Genomic DNA, 23,484 nt, shown 5'->3' with positions numbered 1-23,484 from the left:
GATGAGATTTCCCAGTATGTAAGACCCCTGAAAGACGATCAGGTTGATAGGTTCGAGGTGGAAGTGCAGCAATGCATGCAGCTGACGAATACTAATCGGTCGAGGGCTTATCCTACGAACATTCGCTGGGATGTTCAACTTCGGACAAAATCAGCTAAACAAAACCTTCGCAAAGGTTCGTATCCAGTTTTCAGGGCGTAAGTTCTGATTATTACGGCTGCCTCAGTCGTGATGGACAAGCAGTACTTTGAGGCAATTGTGTGGCGGTGTAGCTCAGCTGGCTAGAGCATTCGGTTCATACCCGGAGGGTCGGGGGTTCGAGTCCCTTCGCCGCTACCACACCTATATGGAGGCTTAGCTCAGCTGGGAGAGCATCTGCCTTACAAGCAGAGGGTCGGCGGTTCGATCCCGTCAGCCTCCACCATAATTTTTAAATGCGGAGCCGTGGTGTAGTGGCCCAACATGCCTGCCTGTCACGCAGGAGACCGCGGGTTCGAATCCCGTCGGCTCCGCCATTTAACTAAATCAATAAGGCTCGGTAGCTCAGTCGGTAGAGCAGAGGACTGAAAATCCTCGTGTCGGCGGTTCGATTCCGTCCCGAGCCACCATTTTCATATGGAGGGCTAGCGAAGTGGCCAAACGCGGGAGACTGTAAATCTCTTCCTCACGGTTCGGTGGTTCGAATCCATCGCCCTCCACCATTTCCTTTAAAGTAAGAGCCATTAGCTCAGTTGGTAGAGCACCTGACTTTTAATCAGGGTGTCGTAGGTTCGAGTCCTACATGGCTCACCATTTCATAAACCATTCACCTGTAGGTCATTGACCTGCAGGTTTTTTTGTTTTTTAAGCCCAATATTACATGGGAAGTCAGAGTATTTCATACTGCTGCGGGTAAACTGAACACAAAGGGCTGTTCAGGGGGGCACATAGAGATGAAATACGTATTAGCTGCCGTGCTTTGTTTTGCCATTGTTGCCGTATTGGTGCCGATTCTCAGGAAGTACGCCATCCGCATGGGTTTTGTAGACAAACCATCTTCGCGTAAAATCCATCGCACGCCCATTCCGCTCATGGGCGGAGCTGCGCTCTATGCAGGGATAGTCATTACCTTGTTTATTTTTCAAGGCGCAACCCCACTTAGCCTGACGATCAGCATCGGCGGCTTGATGCTTGTCGTCATTGGTTTAGCGGATGATGCGGCGAAAGCGAACGGAGCGGAATTTCCGGTATGGCCCCGTGTGCTGGTCTATTTGGCTGCGGCAACCTTGCCCTTGTTCTTTGGTATTCGAATCGTAGGCTTGTCGAGTCCGAACGGATTGATCCATTTTCCGACATGGCTCGGCACAATAAGCTCAATTATTTGGGTATTTGCACTGATCAATATGATTAATTTCATTGATGGTGTAGATGGACTCGCTTCAGGTGTTTCGACCTTCTCATCATTGACGTTATTTATTGCCGCGCTGCTGAAGCATCAGCCTTCTACTGCCATGCTCGCCGTTATACTGGTTGGAGCATGTCTGGCGTTTCTGATCTATAATTTCTATCCGGCAAGAATCTTCATGGGCGATGCCGGTGCTGCGTTCCTCGGCTATGCGCTGGCCGTAACTGCGGTAGACGGTGCTTTCAAGAGCGCCACGCTTGTCACCGTGGCGGTGCCTCTTCTGGCTCTCGGCGTGCCGATTCTGGATACTGCGGTCGTCATGCTTCGCAGACTGCTTTCAGGCAAGGGACTGCACAGGGCGGACAAGCTGCATACCCATCATGTTCTGATGCGCTGGGGGTTAACTCAGATCCAAACGGTTTCCTTCATCTACCTGGTAGCCGCGTTGTTCTCCTTATTATCGATCGTCCTGCTCCTTGCCTTAAGCTGAAATAGATCCCAATCTATGGTACAATGTCCCAAGAAGAAACAGCTTTCGCCGTTGAAATCCGGTGAACTGGCGTTTCTTCCTAGATTATAAGCGAAGCCTGTTCAGATCGTATGCTTCCTTATATAATAAAGCGCATTTATGCGTGGATAGGATAGGGGCAAGCCGATGAGTGAAGCAAAATGGATGGCGCAATTGCAAGCTGTTCTGGATTGCCCGGTCCGAGAGCATCAATTGCCAATTCAAGATTGGAAAATGCTGGCCGAGGAAAGTGCGAGTACGGAAGAGCAATCATCACTTAAAAATAATACGGTTTCTATTGGCGATTACGTGCATGGCACCGAAGGTACAGTTTGGTTCGTTATGAACGTTAATGTGCATACCGTTGACCTGCTTGAAATTGAGCGAAGCCAATTAAGCGAGAAGGAACAGCGCCTCATTAGCTGGACGTTATCCGAAATGCTGGCTGTACGTTCCAAGAGCTACGAGGGCGTTACGGAATCCGAGCGTTATGCGCGAGAGCTGGGTGCTTGGATCGATGAGCAGCTTGATTCCGCGGAACCGAAGCATACGCTGCCGGAGCGGCTCATTGCACGCGGGAGATTATTCTCGTCCATGATTCCTTTCATGCTCGTTTGCGAGCAGGCGGAATCGGGCCGATCCAGCTACAGCGAATTGGAGAAGCTGCTTCGTACGTTTTTGGCGGAAGAAGTCATTATTATTCCGCTGAAGGAACAAGAATGGCTTGTCTTAGGACCTGTTTCGCTTATCCATGAAGCGCAGTCCGAGGAACGGGATGACGAAGAACAGGAATCGATCGAGGAAAGCTTAGCTTCCATCGTCAACGGCCTGCATGAGATGCTGACGAGCGAGTGGATGGGGGAGTGCCATCTGGCCGTTTCCCAGCCGATCTCTCCGGCAAATTCGCTGGTCGGAACGACTGCGCTGCTGCGTGAGACGGTTCATCTGGGACGAACATTTCATATCGGATCCAATATTCATTTGCCGTGGCTGCTGCATTTAGAGCGGCTGTTAAACACGATCCCTGAAACACATCGGCTTAAATTCGTTGAGCAGGCGCTGAAGCGTACGGATGCTTTTCTGGACCCGGAGATCTTAACGACGCTGGAAACGTTCTTCAGTCTTGACTGCAATGTAAGCGAAACCGCGAAGAAACTCTATATTCACCGGAATACGCTCCTGTACAGACTCGACAAGCTAAAACAGGAGACAGAACTCGATGTTCGGCAGTTCCGTGATGCGGTATTAGTCAAAATTATTTTACTATTGTATAAAGTGACGAAAAGGTCGTAGTTTTTTTGTAAAGTATGTGCATAGTCATTAGGACAGCACTGATATACACTAAGGTTATTGAATTACACTATTTCTTTTAGGGGGAAATACAATGGCTGGTGTACGCTTAGAGCACGTTTACAAAAAATACGCGGGAACTGATCTCGCTTCCGTAAAAGATTTCAACCTCGACATTAAAGACAAAGAATTTTTGGTTCTTGTCGGTCCATCGGGTTGCGGTAAATCCACAACACTTCGGATGATCGCAGGTCTGGAAGAAATCTCCGAGGGTAAACTGTTCATCGGCGAGCGTCTTGTTAATGACGTTGCCCCTAAAGACCGCGACATCGCGATGGTATTCCAATCCTACGCTTTGTACCCACACATGAACGTATACCAAAACATGGCTTTTGGTCTTAAACTTCGTAAATTCAAAAAAGCAGAGATCGACAAACGTGTTCGTGAAGCTGCTAAAATTCTTGATATCGAGCATTTGCTTGACCGTAAACCAAAAGCATTGTCCGGTGGTCAACGTCAGCGTGTTGCCCTAGGCCGCGCAATCGTTCGTGAACCGCAAGTATTCTTGATGGATGAGCCGCTTTCTAACTTGGATGCTAAACTTCGTGGTCAAATGCGCGCGGAGATCTCCAAACTGGCTAAACGTCTTGAAACAACTGTTATCTACGTAACGCATGACCAAATCGAGGCAATGACAATGGGTGACCGTATCGTCGTTATGAAAGACGGTATCATTCAACAAGCTGCTTCCCCGGAAGAGCTGTACAACCACCCGGTTAACATTTTCGTAGCAGGCTTTATCGGCGCTCCTTCGATGAACTTCATCACAGGTACGCTTAACGAAGCTGGAGGTTCCGTTCGTTTCAAATCGACGGGTATCGACGTTCTTGTTCCTGAAGGTAAAGCACAACAATTGAAAGACAAAGGCTTGCTTGGTAAAGAAATCATCCTTGGTATTCGTCCTGAGGATCTTCACGAAGAGCCTGTATTCCACGAAGCTTCCCCGCAAACAATCGTGAACGCTCACGTTGAAGTTGCTGAGAACCTTGGTCACGAAATGTTCTTGTACCTGAACGGTCTTGGCAAAGACACAGTTATCGCTCGTGTTGACGGCCGCTCCGGCGTTAAAGAAGGTACAAACGTGAAGCTTGCTCTTGATATGAACAAAGTTCATGTCTTCGACAAAGAGAGCGAACTGAATGTATTTGAAGTATAAGATAAGGCGCTGAGCCTTTCCTGACAACCGCCCGAATTATCGGGCGGTTGTTTTTATTTGTTATTTCCGATACGATAACGATATCTGGTTAATTAATCTAACAACTCGTAGCTGGCTGCGATTTTGAGGAGGCCGAAATAGTGGCTAAGAAAGTGAAAGTGTCCGATCTGGTAAGTCAATTTCAGCTTGAAATCCTAAGTGGGGAAGACGGACTCCGCCGCAGCATTACGTTAGACGATTTATCGCGCCCCGGACTTGAGGTAGCAGGTTATTTCGACTACTATCCGAAGGAACGCGTACAAATTCTGGGGAAAACCGAAATTACGTTTATGGACACGCTTAGCAAACAAGAACGGGTAGATCGCATGGAACGGCTATGCGATGATGAAACGCCATGTTTCATCATAACCCGTGGCATGGACGCACCGGCAGAACTGCTCGAGCAGTCTAATTTGAAGCAAATTCCGGTACTTCGCAGCAACGCGGCTACGACGATATTTTTAAGCCGGATTACAAACTTCCTTGAACGGAAACTGGCGCCTTCGGCTACCATTCATGGCGTTCTTGTCGATGTTTATGGTGTCGGTATGCTCATAACGGGCGGCAGCGGTATTGGTAAGAGTGAGACAGCGCTTGAGCTGGTGAAACGAAGCCATCGCCTTGTTGCGGATGATGCCGTTGAAATTCGTCAAACCTCGGATGGACAATTGCATGGTACGGCACCTGAACTTATTCGCCACTTACTTGAAATTCGCGGCCTGGGTATCATCAATGTCATGACGCTGTTCGGCGCCGGTGCAGTTCGCAACATGAAGAGAATCAGTGTGGTCATTAAGCTGGAGAACTGGCAAGCGGACAAGCAGTATGACAGACTGGGTCTGGATGAAGAAACGACGAGAATTATCGATACCGATGTGCCGATCGTGACCGTTCCCGTCCGTCCGGGCCGAAACTTGGCGGTTATTATCGAAGTGGCTGCGATGAACTTCAGGCTGAAACGGATGGGCTACAATGCAGCCTTGCAGTTTACGAATAAGTTGACAGAAACCATCGCTGAAGATTCGGATGATTTTGATTGATTTTCATGGATACAGTGAATTTGTAGTCAGACCATCGATAATGGAGAGAGAAGGAGCCGTTGACGCATGTATGGATTACGTTTAGATCCAATTGCTTTCTCGCTGGGCCCGATTACTGTGCACTGGTACGGTATTATCTTGGGTACGGCAGCGCTTGTAGGATTGCTGCTTGCAGTCCGCGAAGGAAAACGATTCGGTTTGTCTCCGGATTTCTTCATGGATTTATTGCTGCTTGGCGTACCGTCCGCTATTCTTGGTGCGCGCATTTATTTTGTGGCGTTCAAGTGGGACGAGTATAAGGGCAATTTGCTTGACTTCTTCAAAATTTGGAATGGCGGTATTGCGATATACGGAGCGCTCATAGGTGCGTTCATTTGCGGTATTATTTATTTTCGCTATAAAGGCTACAGCTTCTGGAGGATCGCGGATATCTGTGCGCCCTCGCTTATTGCCGGTCAGATGATTGGCCGTTGGGGTAACTTCGTCAATCAGGAAGCTTATGGCGGACCTGTTGAAGAGAGCTTCCTGCGCGACACGCTTCATTTGCCGAATTGGATCGTAACCAATATGAATGTGGACGGTGTATTCCACCATCCAACCTTCCTATATGAATCACTGTGGAACCTGCTTGTACTCGTCGTGCTGCTTGTCATTCGCCGTCGTCCGTTTTTACGGGCAGGTGAGCTGCTGATGACTTATTTCATCGGTTACTCGCTCGGACGTTTCTTCATTGAAGCATTGCGTACGGACAGCTTGGCTTTCCATGGCGCTTCTTGGGCGGCTTCCTTTATCAATGCCCTATGGTCGCCGATGGGTGTTGTTTTCGATCAAGGATACTTGAACCCTGCAGAGGGTAATATTCGCATTTCGCAATTGATCTCGTTGCTGCTGATTATCGCGGCGATCGCTATGATCATCGGACGTCGTACTACGGGCGAAGCCAATGCGCGTTACAGCGATCCGGTTATCAATTACAAAACCGGCTTGCCTGCAGGTGCAACGACTGAGAAGAAGGTTGATCGCAAGGAGACGGACAAGGAATCCGCCGGCGCTCACGGAGAATCGACATTAAAGGAGTAATAAATAATCGCATGGCAGCAGTAGTGAAAACAATGTTGTTTGACTTAGACGGCACGATCATGGACACGAATGAGCTGATCATTCAATCGTTCTTGCATTCCCTCAAAGGAATCGTCCCTCCTGAGTTTGATCGGGAGCATATTATACCAAGCATGGGACAGCCGCTCACTATGCAAATGCAGCTATTCTCGGGACGTGAGGACGTTACGGATCTTGTTGCGGCTTATCGCGAGATCAATCTTCAAATGCATGATGATTATGTATCGGCTTTCCCACAGGTAGCGGAAGTGTTCGCGCGTCTGCATGAAGCCGGGATTCAGATCGGGATCGTGACGACCAAAATGCGCTTGACGACGGAACGCGGATTACGTTATGTAGGCTTGTATGATTACGTGGAGCCGGGCGCGATCGTGACGATTGAAGATGTCGAGCATCCGAAGCCGCATCCGGAGCCGGTTCTTAAAGCGCTGGAAGCATTAGGCGCAGATCCGGCGACGACATTGATGGTTGGCGATAGTGTGGTCGACATTGAAGCTGCGGAAGCGGCAGGGGTTATCTCGGTCGGCGTGGCGTGGTCGTTGAAAGGTGAAGCGAAGCTAAGGGAAAGCGGTGCGCGTCATGTGATTCACAACATGCGCGAGCTGTATGCATTCGCGGGATTGGAGTAGAGCACCACTTGAGAAACGTTGAGCGTTATCCTGTCGAAGGGCCAAATGCCCTGTGGCAAGTATACCGTACGGTCAGCAGATTTAAGGCCGTACGGAATTTTATCTTCATCCAGATAGCGCGTTATTGTCCTTCTTTGCCGGTGAAGAACTGGATTTATCGGCATGTGCTTGGCATGAAGGTAGGGCGCCATTGCGCGTTTGCACTCATGGTCATGGTAGATGTGTTTTTCCCGGAGAAGATCAGCATTGGGGAGAATTCCATTATCGGCTATAACACGACGATATTGACGCATGAGTATTTGATCAAGGAATACCGGCTTGGCGAAGTCCGAATCGGATCAGGTGTCATGATTGGGGCAAACACAACGATCCTTCCCGGTGTCGTTATCGGGGATGGAGCGGTTGTCGCAGCCGGATCGGTTGTACATAAGGATGTACCGCCGGGAGCTTTCGTTGGCGGGAATCCGATTGCGGTTATACGCAGCGGGACGGATCAAGGTACATAAAGGCACTCTTTGCGGGTCAGAAACGGAGAGCGATGCTCTCCGTTTTTTCTATATCTACAGGAGCGAATAGTTGGATGCCGATGTATTGACGGATAGGGAGTCGCGTGTTATTATTACGACTAATCCTTTATTTTGGCAGTATGGTAATATGGTAACACGTTAACTAACTAAAGCATTGTAGGTGAGCATATAATGTCTAAACCGAAGGTATTTGAGAAGCCGATTGGCGTGAAAGATTATTTGCCGCATGCCGTAACGAAGCTGAGACAAATTGAGAATCAAGTGCTTGCCTGCATGAGCTCTTGGGGATACGAGCAAATCATGACCCCTACGATGGAGTATTACGATACAGTCGGTGTCGCGAGTTCGACTTCCGACCAGAAACTATTCAAATTGCTTAACAATCGCGGTACGACGCTGGTGCTTCGCTCCGATATGACGGCGCCGATTGCGCGTGTCGTTAGTTCCGTATTGAAGGATGCGCAGTTCCCAGTGCGTCTCTCTTATCATTCCAACGTGTTCCGAGCGATTGAAGAGGAAGCAGGCCGTGAGGCGGAATTTTTCCAAACCGGCGTTGAGCTTGTCGGAGACGCTTCTCCTGAGGCGGATGCGGAAGTCGTTGCCCTTGCGATCGCTTCGCTTAAAGCAGCGGGCGTGAACCGCTTCAAGATTGCGATCGGGCATGTCGGCTTCCTGAACGGTTTGTTCGAGGAAGCATTGCCGGGGCAAGCGGCCGCGCAAGAAGAGCTGAAGGCTTATTTGCTGGGGCGGGATTATGTAGGGTACCGCGAAGGCTTGCGGAAGCTGACACTGCCTGATGCGATGCGCAGCGAGCTGGAAGGCATCACTCGATTGCGCGGCGGGCAGGAGATTTGCAGCCAAGCGATGGCGCTTAGCCTCGATCAGACGGCGCAGGCTTCGATTCAGCATCTCTGCGAGATGTGGGATGTGCTCGAAGCGTACGGGGTGTGCGAACATGTATTGATTGATTTGACGATGATTGGCGATTTTAAATACTACACCGGCATGACGTTCGAAGGTTACGCGGCGGATCTCGGATTCCCGGTAGCGAGCGGCGGCCGCTATGATAACTTATTGAAACAGTTCGGTCGTCCAGCTCCTGCAACAGGTTTTGCGCTGAAGACAACGCGAATTCTGGAGCTGATCGGGGACCATGCAAGCGAAACAAGAACGGAACGCGTGCTGATCGGGTATGACGCTGCTGGGCGTGCTGCGGCGCTAAATAAGGCGCGTGAGCTTCGTGAAGAGGCGGATACGGTTAGCGGCGGCAACAGTGGCGAAGCTATTGTAGTAGTGACGGAGAAAATGGACGGGGCTGACGCTCAGCGGGCCGTGCTTGCTGCATCGGATTCGGTCGGTGGACAGGTAAACTATAAAGGCGTCACGTTTACGAAGCTGTTGACGTTCTTCGCCGGCGGACAGGGAGGGACTTCAAGATGAGCATGACGAGCAACGGTCTATACACCGGAGATATATCGGGACGTGAGCTGCTCAAGGTCGCGATGCCGAAGGGACGCATCTATAAAGTGGCATCGAATCTGTTTCGGGAAGCGGGCGTGCCGATCCCGAGTGATTTTGACGACACGCGGAAGCTTATTATTGAACTGCCGGAACTGGGGATGTCCTTCATCATGGCGAAACCCGTCGATGTACCGACCTATGTCGAGTACGGCGTCGCGGATATCGGCATCGTAGGTAAAGACGTCCTAATGGAAGAAAATAAAGACGTCTATGAGCTGCTTGATCTGGACATTGCCAAATGCCGCATGTCGGTAATCGGGCTGCCGGATTGGAAGCCGGTCATCCAACCTCGGGTGGCGACGAAGTACCCGAACGTGGCTTCGCAATATTTTCGTGAGTTGGGACAGCAAGTGGAAGTCATTAAGCTGAACGGCTCTATTGAGCTGGCGCCGCTTATCGGGCTTGCCGACCGTATTGTCGACATGGTGGAGACCGGGCAAACGCTTCGCGAGAACGGACTTGTGGAGATGGAGACGATCTTCGGGATTACGAGCCGGTTGATTGCCAATCGTGTCAGCTACCGGATGAAAAACGATGCGATTCAGAGCCTTTGCGATAAGCTGCAGACTGCGATCGCGGCTAAAGCGGGCGTATAGATAGCAAGGAATAGTAAGCCGCCGTAAAGCAAGGTGCTAAGCGGTGGGAGAAGTGAAGGGAGCGGGTGGCGTTATGCGGAAGCTGCGTGCGGAGCAGTTTGGATTAACACGTAAGGTGGACTACGGCTCACCGGAACAAAATGAAGCGGTACGTCGAATCGTAGAAGCGGTTCGTACCGAAGGAGACGCTGCACTGCTGCGCTATACGGAGCAGCATGACCGTGTGAAGCTGGATGAGTCGCAGCTGCGCGTCACCGAGAGCGAAATACAAGCCGCTTATGATCGCGTAGATGCGGGCTTTCTGACGGCGATTCGCGAAGCGGCGGCGAACATTCGGAAATTCCATGAGAAGCAGATGCGCCAATCCTGGGTGGATGTACAGCCGGACGGTACAATGCTGGGACAGCTGCTTAGACCGCTCAAGCGTGTAGGCGTGTACGTTCCGGGCGGGAAAGCGGCTTATCCGTCTTCGGTGCTGATGAACGTTATTCCGGCACAGGTTGCCGGCGTACCGGAAATCGTGATGGTGACGCCTCCGGCGACCGGCGGCAAAGCCGGCATTGATCCTTATATTCTGGTAGCGGCTGCGGAAGCGGGCGTGAAGGAAATGTACCGCGTCGGCGGTGCGCAGGCGGTAGCGGCTCTGGCTTACGGCACGGCGACGATTCCGCCGGTGGATAAAATTTGCGGACCGGGCAATATCTATGTGGCGCTCGCGAAACGCTCGGTTTATGGCGTTGTTGCGATCGACAGCATCGCAGGTCCGAGCGAGATCGTTGTGTTGGCCGATGAGACGGCTGACCCGGCATACGTGGCCGCGGATCTTCTGTCGCAAGCCGAGCATGATGAGATGGCGTCCGCGATTCTCGTGACAACATCGGAAGCGCTTGGCGATGCGGTAGCTGTTGAAGTTGAGCGTCAGCTGGCGCTGCTTCCGCGCGAAGGTACGGCGAGGCAGTCCATTGACGGTTACGGCGCGATTCTGATCGCCGAAACGATGACCGAGGCGATCGACGCGGTGAACCGCATGGCGCCGGAGCATTTGGAAATTATGACGGCAGAGCCGATGGCGTTGCTCGGCCGAATCGAGAACGCCGGTGCGATCTTCGTCGGACCGTACAGCTCGGAGCCGGTCGGCGATTATTATGCCGGTCCGAATCATATTTTGCCAACGAACGGTACGGCTCGATTCTCGTCACCCGTGAACGTGGATGACTTCGTGAAGAAGTCGAGCTTGATTTACTATAGCAAGGATGCGCTGCTGGCGAACGGGGATAACATTATGACGCTTGCTCGGCATGAAGGGCTTGAAGCGCACGCCAGGGCAATCGAAATCCGCTTGGAGCGTGAGCGCAACGCTTAAGTTTAGTCAGCCTTGATGAGCACTCATCATCGTCAAAAATATCGGGTACAGTGGAAAGAAGGATGGATGTAACATGGCAGAGAACCTTGCAATCCGCGCGGCAGAAGTGGCGCGTAAGACGAACGAAACGGACATTAAGCTGGCTTTTGGCGTCGATGGAACCGGAATCTCCAAGATTGATACGGATGTTCCTTTCCTGAATCACATGCTGGATCTATTCACGAAGCACGGTCAATTCGACCTCACCGTGGAAGCGCGCGGCGACGTAGATATCGACGACCACCATACCGTTGAAGACATCGGCATTTGCCTGGGCCAAACGCTCCGCGAAGCACTGGGCGACAAACGCGGCGTTAAGCGTTACGCTTCCGTATTCGTCCCCATGGACGATGCGCTTGCACAGGTGGTCATTGATTTGAGCAACCGTCCGGCTTTCGAATATCGCGCGCAGTACCCGTCTCAGCAAGTAGGCAGTTTCCAAGTTGAGCTGGTTCACGAGTTTCTGTGGAAGCTGGCGCTCGAAGCGCGCATAAACCTGCATGTTATCGTGCATTACGGCGTGAATACGCATCATATGATCGAGGCGGTGTTCAAGGCGCTTGGCCGTGCGCTGGATGAAGCGACAAGCATTGACCCGCGGGTGCAAGGAGTGCCTTCGACGAAAGGAGTGCTGTAGGATGATCGCGATCATCGATTACGGCATGGGTAATCTGCATAGCGTCAGCAAGGCTGTGGAGCGACTCGGGTATGAAGCGGTCATCACCGCCGACGCTCAAGAGATCATGGACGCGGACGGTGCGATTTTGCCGGGGGTTGGCGCCTTCGGCGATGCAATGCAGAATTTGCAGAATACCGGCCTTGAAGAAGTGACACGTTTCTACGCCGCATCCGGCAAGCCGCTGCTCGGCATTTGCCTTGGTATGCAGCTGCTGTTCAGCGAAAGCGAGGAGTACGGACAGCATCAAGGGTTGGGGCTGCTCCCCGGCAAAGTCATCCGCTTCCGCGGCGACTTCAAGGTGCCGCATATGGGCTGGAACAAGTTGTCGTTTAAGCAGCAGGAGAGTCCTTTGTTTAAAGGGCTTGAGGAGGGACATGTGTACTTCGTCCATTCCTTCCATGCGAAGCCGGAGCGCGGAGACGATCTGCACGCGATTACCGACTACAACGGTCCGGTTACCGCGATTGTCGGCAGAGGCAATGTGTACGGCATGCAGTTCCATCCCGAGAAAAGCGGCGAGCTCGGCATGAGCCTGCTGCGGAATTTTCTCGCATTGACGATCGATTCACGTGAAACCGCTCGTTAGATACGAGAGGTGTTCTACATATGAAGCTAGAAGGGAGGCGGCATTCGGATGCTGGCCAAACGAATTATTCCATGTCTGGACGTGAAGGACGGCCGGGTCGTGAAAGGAGTCAACTTTGTCAATTTGCGCGATGCAGGCGATCCTGTGGAGCTTGCGGCAATTTACGACAAGGAAGGCGCGGACGAGCTTGTTTTCCTTGATATCTCCGCTTCGGTTGAAGGCAGAGCGACGATGATCGAGGTCGTCAAACGCACGGCCGGAGAAATAACGATCCCGTTTACGGTGGGCGGAGGCATCTCCCACGTCGATGATATGAAGCGTCTGCTTCGTGCCGGCGCCGATAAGATCGGCATCAATACGGCAGCGGTCAAGAACCCGTCGCTAGTGAAGGACGGCGCTCGCAAGTTCGGTTCCCAATGTATCGTGGTTGCGATCGATGCCAAGTTTAATCCCGCTTGGGGCGAATGGGAAGTGTACACGCACGGCGGCCGTACTGCCACCGGTATTAAAGCACTTGCTTGGGTGAAGGAAGTCGAGTCGCTTGGAGCGGGTGAGATCCTGCTCACAAGTATGGATGCGGACGGTACCAAGGACGGCTTTGATCTTAAGCTGACGCAAGCGGTATCGCAGTCTATCGGTATTCCGGTTATCGCATCCGGCGGTGCGGGCAAGGTGGAGCATTTCTACGATGTATTTCAGCAGGGTCATGCGGATGCGGGTCTTGCGGCAACGATTTTTCATTATAAAGAATTGACGATCCGCGATGTGAAGGATGACTTGCGGCTGAAAGGAGTCGAGATCAGGTGAGTACGGAACAAGGAATTGAATCGGTTGCTGCGGCGATCAAATGGAATGAGGCCGGCCTCGTACCGGCAATCGTGCAGGATGCCAACAGTAAAGAAGTTCTCATGATGGCTTATATGAACGAGGAATCGCTTGGTCGTTCGATCGCGACGGGCGAAACTTGGTTCTGGAGTCGCTCGCGCGGCGAATTGTGGCACAAGGGTGCTACAAGCGGTCATACGCAGCGAATCGTCTCGATGCACTATGATTGCGATGGCGACACGCTCTTACTGCGGGTCGAGCAGATCGGACCGGCTTGCCACACAGGCTCGTACAGCTGCTTCACGAATGAAGTGACCGGCATTCAAGGAGTGGACGCGAATGCGACAACGCTGACAAGCGACCGCTTCGCCATGCTGAATCAGCTCGAAGCCGTAATCGCACAGCGGTATACAGAACGTCCCGAAGGCGCGTATACCACGTATCTGTTCGAGAAAGGCGTCGATAAAATTCTGAAGAAGGTCGGCGAAGAGTCAGCAGAAGTCATTATCGCAGCTAAGAACAAAGACAATGATGAACTGCGCTGCGAAACGAGCGATCTGATTTTCCACTTGATGGTGCTGCTCCGCGAACGCGGCTTGTCCTTGGATGAGGTCATGGAAGAGCTGGGCCGTCGCCATAATAAATCCAAACAGCCGAAGTAATTTAGCCAAAGCTGTTAATAGGTGGAACCGAGCCTGATTGTCAGTGCTCGGTTCTACGACGTTTTGCCATAAAACGTTCATAAATCGGGACAAATCGCGCAAGCTGCTGAAAGATGCCGAGAACGCGCAAATGGTGCGGATAATGGGTCTTTTTGCGCATTTGATCGTTTTTTGAAATATTACGATTTCCATGTATAATGAAGGGTGTCGAATCAAACGGTGTTTTTGATGCATGTAAATAAAAAGTGGTCTAATCGCTCAGGAGGGTATTATGTTGTTTAGCGACAAGCTGCGTATTTTCTCGGGGTCCTCGAATCCCAAACTTGCGGAACGGATCTGCGAGAATCTAGGTATGGAGCTCGGTAAAATCAAAGTGTCTCGTTTCAAAAGCGGTGAAATTTATGTTCACTATGAGGAAACAATCCGTAACTGCGATGTCTTCCTTGTGCAGTCGTTCTCACATCCGATCAATGATCATTTTGTCGAATTGCTCGTCATGATCGATGCGGCGAAGCGTGCTTCCGCACGTACCGTCAACATCATTGTGCCGTACTACGGTTATGCACGCCAAGAGCGCAAAGCTGCTCCGCGTGAACCGATCTCGGCTAAAATGCTTGCGGACGTGCTGACGACCGTTGGTGCAAACCGCGTTATTACGATTGATCTGCACGCGCCGGCGATCCAGGGCTTCTTCAATATCCCAGTGGATCATCTGACGGGCCTTGATCTGATCAGTGATTACTTGAAATCGAAGAACATTAAGAATCCGATTGTAGTATCTCCGGATGCCGGCCGCGCCTCGACTGCCGAGAAGCTGGCTAACTATCTGGATGCTCCGTTCGCGATTATGATTAAGAAACGTCCGGCACATAACGAATCGGTTATTACACATGTTATCGGTGACGTAGAAGGCCAGACTCCAATAATTATCGAGGACTTGATTGATACGGGCACGACAATCGTCAATGTTGTGGAAGGTCTTAAAGAACGCGGCGCTGAAGATGTGTACGTGTGTGCAACGCACCCGCTCTTCTCCGGCCCTGCTGTGCAGCGATTAGACCATCCGAATATTAAAGAAGTCGTGGTAACAGACTCTATTGCGCTGCCGGAGAACTGCTCCGACCGCTTCACCGTATTATCTGTAGCGCCAATCTTAGCCGAAACAACGCGCATTATTATTGAGGGCGGCTCCATCAGCACGCTCTTCAAAAATGCCGGAATCTAGGCAACATACGGCCTGTACGTAAGGCCAAACTCCGAAATCGCGGGCGAATGCCCGCGATTTCCCACATATTCTTTCGTGTAAGGATAGGCCGCGCTATGGTATAATCGTAGAATATTTGTTTGTACCGGGGAGGTGCCTTTTGTTATGAAAGAAAAGAAAATTGCGGTAGCCAGCCACAGCACGAAAGTCATTCCGATTCAATGGGACGCAACGTTCTTCTTCGAGCGAGCGGTTCGGTCGATGGATCGTTATCATTATGACAAGGCACTGAAGTATTTCCGCCGCGCGGCCGAGTATGAACCGGATAATCCGGTGAATCATTGCAATATGGCCGGCATTTTGTCAGAAATGGGCAATTACGAGGAATCGAATCGAATCTTGTCGTCGATTGTGAACGAGCTCGATCCGGAGATGACGGAATGCCATTTCTATATGGCGAATAACTTCGCCAACATGGAGAATTACGAAGCGGCTGAGGATTCACTCGTACGCTACCTGGAGGAAGATCCCGAGGGTCAGTTTCTCGATGAAGCCGAAGAGATGATGGAGCTGCTCCAATTTGAACTGGAGCGTCCGATGAAGCTGGCGTATATTAAGGCGCGCGAAGGATTCTTCGAGCATGATCGCGCGAGGTCCATGCTGGAAGAAGGCAAGTTTGTCGAGGCGGTGCGATTGCTAGAGAGTATTGTCGAGAAGAACGGCGAATTTCTTGCGGCGCGCAACAATCTGGCGCTGGCCTACTACTATATGGGCATGTTCGACAAAGCGATGGTCACGATTCATCAGGTGCTGGACATTGAACCGGGTAACCTGCATGCGTTATGCAACCTGGCGATCTTCCATCAGCATGCCGGTGATCAGGAGCAGTTGAAACCGTTAGTGGAGCTGCTTTGCAAAACCGTGCCGTTCCATCAGGAGCATGTGTTTAAGCTAGCTACCACAATGGGTATTCTAGGGGAACACGGCGAGGCGTACCGTCATTTCATTCGTCTGCTTAAGGATAATGCGTTGAAGTCTGATCCGTGCCTCTACCACTATGCTGCCGTTGCGGCCTGCAATATGGGCCGTTACGAAGAGGCTAAGAAGCTATGGCATCAGGTCAGCAAGCTGGACAGCGAATCGCATGTACCGGGCTACTACCTGGAGCAGCTTTCGCTTATGGAGAAGGGGATGAATGCGGCGCCTACGAGCTACCATTATCATCTGCCCTTCGAAGAGCAGTTTAAGCTGTGGGAGAAATCGACCGAGGCGCTGCCTGATCATATGAAGCGGGATCCTCTTGTTCGCTCTTCGTTCTTCTGGGCGCTGCGCCATGGCGACAGACATACGAAGCTGCAGGTTATCCAAGCGCTTGGTATGATTGCCGACAATGAAGTGAAGGATGCGCTGCGTGATTTTATCGTGGAGCCGCAGGAAGATGACTATTTGAAACGAATTGCGATCTTCGTGCTTCGTTCCATCGGTGTGCATGAATCTCTTAAAGCGGTGCTTGAGGGGAAAGAAACGGTTATCGAGCATAGCCGGATGCCTTCAAGACTTCCGATTTGGGAGGATAAATGGCAATCGGTCCTTGAAGCTGCGTTGATGCGGATGAACAAGCATTATGATCTCGTTCAGCAGCATGATTTACTGACGCTGTGGATAGAGTTTCTGTCGCGAATTTACCCCAATGTGCCGAAGCTTGGAAAAGTTGAAGGCTGGGCTGCTGCGCTGGAGTATTTGACGGCCAAAATGCACCGGAGAGAAATTTCGTACCATGAGGTATCTCAGCGGTATGGGACGTCGATAGCGACTGTAAGTAAATGCGCCAAACGTATTGATGAAATATGCGGGATTAAAGAAAAAATGAGAATGACATTCCCGGGACTTGCGGAAAGTCGCGACTAGGGGAGTCCGTGCTTAGGAGGTAACAACTGTGCATAAAGCAATTATTATCGGAACAGGCCCTGCAGGGCTGACAGCCGCGATCTACTTGGCTCGCGCGAACATGAACCCGCTTATTATTGAGGGTCCTGAGCCGGGTGGACAATTGACGACAACGACTGAGGTTGAGAACTTTCCGGGTTTCCCTGAAGGCATTATGGGTCCGGACCTAATGGCCAATATGCGTAAGCAAGCGGAGCGCTTCGGCGCTGAGTTCCGCACAGGCTGGGTGAATTCGGTAGATACATCGAAGCGTCCGTTCACCCTTCAAGTTGAAGGCCAAGGCGAGCTTCAAGCAGAAGCTCTTATCATCTCAACAGGTGCTTCGGCTAAATACCTCGGCATTGCTAACGAACGCGAGAATGTTGGACGCGGCGTAAGCACTTGCGCAACCTGTGACGGATTCTTCTTCCGCGGCAAGAAAATTATCGTGGTCGGCGGCGGCGATTCCGCAATGGAAGAAGCAAACTTCTTGACACGTTTCGCTTCGGAGGTTGTACTCGTTCACCGTCGCGCAGAAATGCGCGCTTCGAAGATCATGCAGGATCGCGCACGCGAGAACAGCAAGATCACTTGGGCGCTTGATCGCACGCCGCTGGAAGTTGTCGCAAATGACATGGCTGTAACCGGCCTTAAAGTGCGTAACAACCAAACAGGCGAAGAGGAAGTTATCGAAACAAACGGTATCTTCGTCGCGATCGGCCACACGCCGAACACGAAATTCCTCGGCGGTCAGCTGGAGACTGATGAGACAGGCTATCTGATCGTGAAGCCCGGCACATCGGAAACGAACATTCCCGGCATCTTCGCTTGCGGTGATGTTCAAGACAACAAGTACCGCCAAGCGATTACTGCTGCGGGAAGCGGTTGTATGGCAGCACTTGATTGCGAGAAATTCATTGAAGGTCATGCCGTGCATGACTGGAGTCAGTCGGTATAAAAAGCAAACCGCATGCTGCAACAAGAGTGTATTTGCACAAGTGAATGACGTAGGGATGACGCTGTCCGTAGCAACGGACGGCGTCACTTCATGTTAGCGCGGCTGGGGCATTTTCATATCTCCTATTATCATTCCGAAGCCCTATTCATTTCCCGCTGAGGCGGCAGCCGTTTCACCTTGACCAGTTGGAAGCGTTCGCTTATAGTTTAGTTGGAACAGAAGTAACCCCAGATCCTTATATTATAGAGGTGGCCTATTATGTCTGAGAAAATAGTCGTTGGTGTAGATATTGGCGGTACAACAATTAAGGTTGGTATTTGCAGTATGGAAGGCGCATTGCTGCATACGTATGAAGGAGCAACAGAAGTTGAGAAAGGCTCTGACGCCGTTTGCTCGAATATCGCTGATTATGCCAAGCTGATCGTCGAACAGTCCCCGTATTCGTGGGAGCAAGTAGAAGGCGTAGGCATCGGTATCGCCGGTTTCCTCGATATCCCGAACGGGATCGTGAAGCAGTCGGTTAATCTGTTCTTTGATCATGTTCCACTGAAAGCCATTCTCGAAGAGAAGCTTGGTAAAAAAGTACTAGTCAATAATGACGCAAACGTTGCAGCACTTGGCGAAGCATGGGCAGGAGCAGGCCGTAACATTTCGGATTGCGTATGCTACACACTTGGAACGGGTGTTGGCGGCGGAGTAATTATAAACGGTAAAATCGTAGAAGGTTTCGCTGGCATGGCCGGCGAGCTTGGACATATTCCAATCGTGCCGGATCTGGAAGCCATCCAATGCGGCTGCGGCAGAATGGGCTGCTTGGAGACTGTTTCTTCGGCAACGGGCATTATCCGTATGGCGAAAGATGCTGTCGAACGCGGAGACCGCACTTCGCTGTCGTTCGTACCGAACATTATGGCGAAGGATGTCGTAGATGCGGCTAAAGCCGGCGATGAAGTAGCCGCTCGTATCGTAGCTCGCGCAGCTCATTACTTGGGCAAGTCGATGGCTACCGTAGCGGTTGTTCTGAATCCGCAGCGTTTCATCATCGGCGGCGGCGTATCCAAAGCAGGCGAATTTTTGTTTGAACAAATTCGTGAGGCTTTCAAGAAATCAGCACCTGAGATGGCGCAAGAAGGCGTCGAAATCGTACCGGCTATTCTTGGTAACGATGCAGGCGTTGTCGGAGCAGCAGGTCTAATCATTCGCGCGTAGAAAGTCATGGTAGACGGTGGGGGGGATTGAGTGTGGAAGCGGGAACAGCGATGGCGAAGCTAGTCATCATTACAGGCATGTCCGGTGCTGGTAAAACGATTGCGGTACAAAGCCTGGAGGATCTCGGATTTTTCTGCGTAGATAATCTTCCGCCGGTGCTCATTCCGAAGTTTGCGGAGCTCATAGAGCAGTCTAATGGCAAAATCGGCAAGGTCGCACTCGTCATTGATTTACGAGGACGCGAGTTTTTCACGGCTTTGTCAGAGTCGCTGAACTATATGAAGGAGCACTACACGATTGGGTATGAAATTCTCTTCCTGGATGCAACGGATGGCGTGCTTGTGCAGCGATATAAGGAAAGCCGCCGACTTCATCCGCTGGCTCCGGAAGGCTTGCCGCTGGAAGGCATTAAGCTGGAAAGACGCATTCTGGAGGATCTGAAAGGCTGGGCGACGCAGGTTATCGATACAAGTAACCTGAAGCCGGCCCAGCTGAAGGAACGAATCATGTCTCGCTTCACAAACTCGGATCTCAATACAATCTCTATCAATGTCACTTCATTTGGATTCAAGTATGGAATCCCGATCGATGCCGATCTCATATACGATGTTCGTTTTCTCCCGAATCCGCACTATGTCGATCATTTGCGCCCCAATACAGGGCAAGATCCCGAAGTGTTCGAGTATGTGATGAAATGGCCGGAAACACAGGCATTCCTCACGAAGCTGCTCGATATGCTGCAGTTTCTTATCCCCCTCTATCGGAAAGAAGGCAAGAGCCAGGTTGTGATCGGGATTGGTTGTACGGGCGGCAAGCACCGTTCGGTCGCCATTGCCGAATATCTAGGGCGAATGCTGGGCAGCAGTGACACAGAGCTCGTTCGAGTCAGTCATCGAGATTCAGATCGTGATCGGAGCTGAGGTAAGCGTGGCAGAACGGAGAAAAGAGCAGAAGCCCCGAATTGTTGTAATCGGCGGGGGCACAGGACTGTCGGTCATGCTGCGTGGATTGAAAGAGAAGCCGCTTGATATCACGGCCATCGTAACGGTGGCCGATGATGGCGGAAGCTCCGGTATTCTGCGCAATGAACTGCAGATGCCGCCTCCGGGCGATATCCGCAACGTGTTGATTGCCCTTGCTGACGTCGAGCCGCTTCTCTCCGATTTGCTGCAATACCGGTTTAATTCCGGTAACGGCCTTGCGGGTCACAGCTTAGGCAACTTAATGCTAGCGGCAATGACCGACATATCCGGCGACTTCGTGTCCGGCGTCCGGATGCTCAGCAAAGTACTTGCGGTTCGCGGACGTGTGCTGCCGGCAGCAGGTGAAGCGATTGTGCTGAAGGCGGAGACGGTGGACGGCACTATTATTACGGGCGAGTCTAACATTCCGAAGGCGGGCCAAGCGATCAAGCGGGTCTTTATTGAACCGGCAGATGTCGAGCCGCTCGAGGAAGCCGTTGAGGCAATCCGCGAAGCCGATGCGATCTTGATCGGTCCGGGCAGTCTTTATACGAGTATTATCCCGAATTTGCTGGTGCCGAAGCTGGCTCAAGCAATCGTCGATTCCAATGCGGTGAAGATGTTCGTTTGCAATGTCATGACGCAGCCGGGAGAAACGGATAATTATTCGGTAAGCGACCATTTGGCCGCGGTACATGCGCATATCGGTCATCATCTGTTCGATTATGTCATCGTCAATGACGGCGAGATTCCCGAGCAGGTGCAAAATAAGTACGCCGAACGAGGTGCGAAAGCCGTGCATCTTGATCTCGAAGAAGTAAAACGGCGCGGGTATGAGGTCATTGCGGACCGGCTCGTACTGTTTCGCACGTATTTACGTCATGATGCAGCAAGGTTAAGTCATCATATTTATCAGCTTGTGGAAAACTGGATGGAACGAAAGAGGTGAGTTACATTGTCTTTTGCGGGACAAACCAAAAAAGAATTGACGCTCATCGAAGCCGATCCGTGCTGTGAGAAGGCGGAGCTCTCTGCACTGATTCGAATGAACGGCTCGGTTTCGTTGTCGAGCCGAAAGGTAATACTCGATATATCGACGGAAAATGCGGCGATCGCCAGACGGATCTATTCGCTCATCAAGAAACAGTTTGCCGTTCATACGGAGCTGCTCGTTCGCAAGAAGATGAGATTGAAGAAGAACAACGTCTATATCGTGCGGATTCCGGCCAGAGTGCAAGAGATATTGAGTGATCTCAAAATTGTCTCCGAGGGCTTTATGTTTAATCAGGGCATCGACAGGGACATCATTCGCAAGTCATGCTGCAAACGTTCCTACTTGCGCGGTGCGTTCCTGGCCGGAGGTTCCGTAAATAACCCGGAAGGATCGTCCTACCACCTGGAGATAGCCACCATGTATGAAGAGCACTGTCAAGCGCTCGTGGAGCTGGCGAATAAGTTTGAATTGAACGCCCGCTGCATCGAACGTAAGAAAGGTTTCATCTTCTACATGAAAGAGGGCGAGAAAATTATCGAGCTTCTCAGCATCATCGGTGCTCATCAAGCGCTCTTCAAATTCGAGGATGTTCGCATCATGCGTGATATGCGAAACTCCGTTAACCGCATCGTCAACTGCGAGACGGCGAATTTGAACAAAACGATTGGTGCGGCCGTGAGGCAGATCGATAATATCAAGCTGCTCGAGCGTGAGGTGGGGCTGGATACACTGCCCGATAAGCTTCGCGAGGTGGCGAATATACGCCTGCTGCATCCGGATTTGAATTTAACGGAAGTCGGCGAAATGCTCAAGGGCAAGGTGAGCAAGTCCGGTGTGAACCACCGTTTGCGCAAAATCGACGAGTTGGCCGAAAAATTAAGGAACGGTTAAGCAGAAGGCTAGTGTAGACTTTAGAAAAGTGATATAATAGCGAATAAAATGACTTGGTGCAAATGATCGCAGGATTGAATTTCGTATAGGGGGTAAGGTTTCCATGACAAGGCATCCGGTTGTCGTTCGACTGAAGACAGGTCTTCATGCAAGACCGGCCGCACTTTTTGTTCAGGAAGCGAACAAGTTTTCTTCCGAGGTGTTCGTAGAGAAAGACGATAAAAAAGTGAACGCAAAATCGATTATGGGTATTATGAGTCTTGCTATCAGCTCAGGTACTGAGGTTACAATAAGCGCGGAAGGTTCCGACGCCGATCAAGCTGTAACCGCTTTAGTCAACCTGGTTAGCAAGGAAGAGCTTGAAAACCAATAATCAGACATAAACGACTCGAAGAAGCTCCCTACTGGGGGTTTTTTCTATTTTTTGGACCATTTTTTGGCTGTAAGGCGCAACAAAGCATAAGAGAACGGCGTCTGAGTAGATAGAACCAAATATGGAGATTGAAGGGGGCTGAACGTGATGGTGAAGTTAAAGTCCAAATGGCTGATGGTACCTGTACTTGCACTGGCGGTAGGCGTAGGGGCAATGTTTGGGGCAAGCGGTCATGGCAGCAATGAGGTGTATGCGGTGGATAATGGGACTATTGTACAGAAAAGCACGATTACGGTAGCGGGAACAGGCAAGCTGGAAGCGGCACCGGATGTGGCGTACCTAAGCGTGGCGGTAGAAGCGCGTGCGGCTACGGCGAAGGAAGCGCAGTCAAAGAATGCGACGCAGTTCGCAGGCTTGAAGAAGGTGCTGTTCGATACGTACAAGATGAATACCAAGGATGTGAAGACGGTAGGATTCTATGTACAACCGGAATATGAATACAACAGCAAAGACGGTACAAGCAAAATTAAAGGTTATTTGTCCGTGCATAACATTCAAATTACAACACGTGATTTGGACGGCATCGGCAAATTGCTGGATGATCTATCGGCGAGTGGTGCTAACCGGGTAGACGGAATTCAGTTCAATACAGAGAAGCAAGAGCAATATGAAATTCAAGCGCTTGAGAAAGCGATGACGAACGCCAAAGCAAAAGCAGCAGCGCTTGCGAAAGCGGCCGGCAAGCAAGTGAAGGAAGTCATCAGCATCTCGCAAAATGGCATGAGCAGCGGACCGATCTATTATGGGCGTGATCAGATGGCCCCGGAAGCGGCAGGAATGGCCGATAAAGCGGAAACGAGCGTGCAAACCGGTGTCATTAATGTATCTGCGGATGTTACAGTCGTCTATGAAATGCAATAATACAGCAGGTTGGTAGCGAAAAA

General features: G+C 51.2%; 23 protein-coding genes, 6 tRNA genes and 1 rRNA gene. All 30 read left to right on the top strand.

From position 1 onward, the window contains the following. Positions 1-115, top strand: a 23S ribosomal RNA gene (locus tag I8J30_RS31115); the annotation flags it as partial. A 147-nt stretch (positions 116-262) separates the two neighbouring features. After that, positions 263-339: transfer RNA gene (locus tag I8J30_RS31110), tRNA-Met, on the top strand. 9 nt (positions 340-348) lie between these two features. After that, positions 349-424, top strand: a tRNA-Val gene (locus I8J30_RS31105). A 14-nt stretch (positions 425-438) separates the two neighbouring features. Beyond that, positions 439-515: transfer RNA gene (locus tag I8J30_RS31100), tRNA-Asp, on the top strand. A gap of 17 nt (positions 516-532) precedes the next feature. Continuing rightward, positions 533-608, top strand: a tRNA-Phe gene (locus I8J30_RS31095). Between the two features lie 9 nt (positions 609-617). Then, a tRNA-Tyr gene (locus I8J30_RS31090) sits at positions 618-701 on the top strand. A gap of 15 nt (positions 702-716) precedes the next feature. Then, positions 717-792 (top strand) — tRNA-Lys (locus I8J30_RS31085). A 140-nt stretch (positions 793-932) separates the two neighbouring features. After that, positions 933-1,874, top strand: a complete 942-nt coding sequence (locus I8J30_RS31080; RefSeq protein ID WP_210664253.1) for an MraY family glycosyltransferase — start codon at positions 933-935, stop codon at positions 1,872-1,874. Positions 1,875-2,039: 165 nt separating this feature from the next. Further along, a complete protein-coding gene (locus tag I8J30_RS31075) occupies positions 2,040-3,185 on the top strand; it encodes a PucR family transcriptional regulator (RefSeq protein WP_210664252.1) in 1,146 nt (381 codons plus the stop codon). Between the two features lie 91 nt (positions 3,186-3,276). Then, the gene (locus I8J30_RS31070) at positions 3,277-4,398 is read left to right on the top strand and encodes an ABC transporter ATP-binding protein (RefSeq protein WP_210664251.1); all 1,122 of its coding nucleotides are present in this window, start codon (positions 3,277-3,279) and stop codon (positions 4,396-4,398) included. 140 nt (positions 4,399-4,538) lie between these two features. Beyond that, on the top strand, positions 4,539-5,477 hold the full coding sequence (gene hprK, locus I8J30_RS31065; RefSeq protein WP_210664250.1) for an HPr(Ser) kinase/phosphatase: 939 nt from the start codon (positions 4,539-4,541) through the stop codon (positions 5,475-5,477). Between the two features lie 66 nt (positions 5,478-5,543). Next, on the top strand, positions 5,544-6,557 hold the full coding sequence (gene lgt, locus I8J30_RS31060) for a prolipoprotein diacylglyceryl transferase (protein WP_210664249.1): 1,014 nt from the start codon (positions 5,544-5,546) through the stop codon (positions 6,555-6,557). A gap of 11 nt (positions 6,558-6,568) precedes the next feature. Beyond that, complete coding sequence (ppaX, locus tag I8J30_RS31055; RefSeq protein ID WP_210664248.1) at positions 6,569-7,225, top strand: pyrophosphatase PpaX; 657 nt, start codon at positions 6,569-6,571, stop codon at positions 7,223-7,225. Between the two features lie 8 nt (positions 7,226-7,233). Beyond that, positions 7,234-7,731, top strand: coding sequence for an acyltransferase (locus I8J30_RS31050; protein WP_210664247.1), 498 nt, complete (start codon positions 7,234-7,236; stop codon positions 7,729-7,731). 192 nt (positions 7,732-7,923) lie between these two features. Continuing rightward, complete coding sequence (locus tag I8J30_RS31045; protein ID WP_210664246.1) at positions 7,924-9,192, top strand: ATP phosphoribosyltransferase regulatory subunit; 1,269 nt, start codon at positions 7,924-7,926, stop codon at positions 9,190-9,192. Continuing rightward, positions 9,189-9,869 carry an ATP phosphoribosyltransferase gene (gene hisG / locus I8J30_RS31040; protein ID WP_240548510.1) on the top strand — a complete coding sequence of 227 codons (681 nt, stop codon included), beginning with the start codon at positions 9,189-9,191 and terminating at the stop codon, positions 9,867-9,869. The genes I8J30_RS31045 and hisG overlap by 4 nt, the downstream gene beginning before the upstream one ends. A 73-nt stretch (positions 9,870-9,942) precedes the next feature. Then, a complete protein-coding gene (gene hisD / locus I8J30_RS31035; protein ID WP_210664255.1) occupies positions 9,943-11,232 on the top strand; it encodes a histidinol dehydrogenase in 1,290 nt (429 codons plus the stop codon). A 73-nt stretch (positions 11,233-11,305) separates the two neighbouring features. Further along, positions 11,306-11,908, top strand: a complete 603-nt coding sequence (gene hisB / locus I8J30_RS31030) for an imidazoleglycerol-phosphate dehydratase HisB (RefSeq protein ID WP_210664245.1) — start codon at positions 11,306-11,308, stop codon at positions 11,906-11,908. 1 nt (position 11,909) lies between these two features. Then, positions 11,910-12,536, top strand: a complete 627-nt coding sequence (gene hisH, locus I8J30_RS31025; RefSeq protein WP_210664244.1) for an imidazole glycerol phosphate synthase subunit HisH — start codon at positions 11,910-11,912, stop codon at positions 12,534-12,536. A 48-nt stretch (positions 12,537-12,584) separates the two neighbouring features. Next, on the top strand, positions 12,585-13,343 hold the full coding sequence (gene hisF / locus I8J30_RS31020) for an imidazole glycerol phosphate synthase subunit HisF (protein WP_091225596.1): 759 nt from the start codon (positions 12,585-12,587) through the stop codon (positions 13,341-13,343). Next, positions 13,340-14,023, top strand: coding sequence for a bifunctional phosphoribosyl-AMP cyclohydrolase/phosphoribosyl-ATP diphosphatase HisIE (gene hisIE, locus I8J30_RS31015; protein ID WP_210664243.1), 684 nt, complete (start codon positions 13,340-13,342; stop codon positions 14,021-14,023). The genes hisF and hisIE overlap by 4 nt, the downstream gene beginning before the upstream one ends. Positions 14,024-14,297: 274 nt before the next feature. Continuing rightward, positions 14,298-15,248 carry a ribose-phosphate diphosphokinase gene (locus tag I8J30_RS31010; protein WP_091225629.1) on the top strand — a complete coding sequence of 317 codons (951 nt, stop codon included), beginning with the start codon at positions 14,298-14,300 and terminating at the stop codon, positions 15,246-15,248. Positions 15,249-15,392: 144 nt separating this feature from the next. Beyond that, positions 15,393-17,135: a tetratricopeptide repeat protein gene (locus tag I8J30_RS31005; RefSeq protein ID WP_091225598.1), complete on the top strand. Its 1,743-nt coding sequence runs from the start codon at positions 15,393-15,395 to the stop codon at positions 17,133-17,135. 28 nt (positions 17,136-17,163) lie between these two features. Continuing rightward, positions 17,164-18,111 carry a thioredoxin-disulfide reductase gene (gene trxB / locus I8J30_RS31000; RefSeq protein ID WP_210664242.1) on the top strand — a complete coding sequence of 316 codons (948 nt, stop codon included), beginning with the start codon at positions 17,164-17,166 and terminating at the stop codon, positions 18,109-18,111. Between the two features lie 258 nt (positions 18,112-18,369). After that, positions 18,370-19,320 carry an ROK family glucokinase gene (locus I8J30_RS30995; RefSeq protein WP_091225600.1) on the top strand — a complete coding sequence of 317 codons (951 nt, stop codon included), beginning with the start codon at positions 18,370-18,372 and terminating at the stop codon, positions 19,318-19,320. Positions 19,321-19,370: 50 nt separating this feature from the next. Beyond that, positions 19,371-20,240 (top strand): RNase adapter RapZ, encoded by an 870-nt coding sequence (rapZ, locus tag I8J30_RS30990; RefSeq protein WP_091225630.1) that lies wholly within the window; start codon positions 19,371-19,373, stop codon positions 20,238-20,240. 7 nt (positions 20,241-20,247) lie between these two features. Further along, complete coding sequence (locus I8J30_RS30985) at positions 20,248-21,231, top strand: gluconeogenesis factor YvcK family protein (protein WP_091225631.1); 984 nt, start codon at positions 20,248-20,250, stop codon at positions 21,229-21,231. A 6-nt stretch (positions 21,232-21,237) separates the two neighbouring features. Next, positions 21,238-22,167 carry a DNA-binding protein WhiA gene (gene whiA, locus I8J30_RS30980; RefSeq protein WP_091225601.1) on the top strand — a complete coding sequence of 310 codons (930 nt, stop codon included), beginning with the start codon at positions 21,238-21,240 and terminating at the stop codon, positions 22,165-22,167. A gap of 103 nt (positions 22,168-22,270) precedes the next feature. After that, positions 22,271-22,540, top strand: a complete 270-nt coding sequence (locus I8J30_RS30975; RefSeq protein WP_090583454.1) for an HPr family phosphocarrier protein — start codon at positions 22,271-22,273, stop codon at positions 22,538-22,540. A 147-nt stretch (positions 22,541-22,687) separates the two neighbouring features. Then, positions 22,688-23,461: an SIMPL domain-containing protein gene (locus I8J30_RS30970; protein WP_210664241.1), complete on the top strand. Its 774-nt coding sequence runs from the start codon at positions 22,688-22,690 to the stop codon at positions 23,459-23,461. The last annotated feature ends 23 nt before the right edge of the window (positions 23,462-23,484 follow it).

Source organism: Paenibacillus lignilyticus, from assembly GCF_017942085.1.
Classification (GTDB): domain Bacteria; phylum Bacillota; class Bacilli; order Paenibacillales; family Paenibacillaceae; genus Paenibacillus_Z; species Paenibacillus_Z lignilyticus.
The sequence above is the reverse complement of the archived record's forward strand: the minus strand, read 5'-3'. Positions and strand labels throughout refer to the sequence as shown.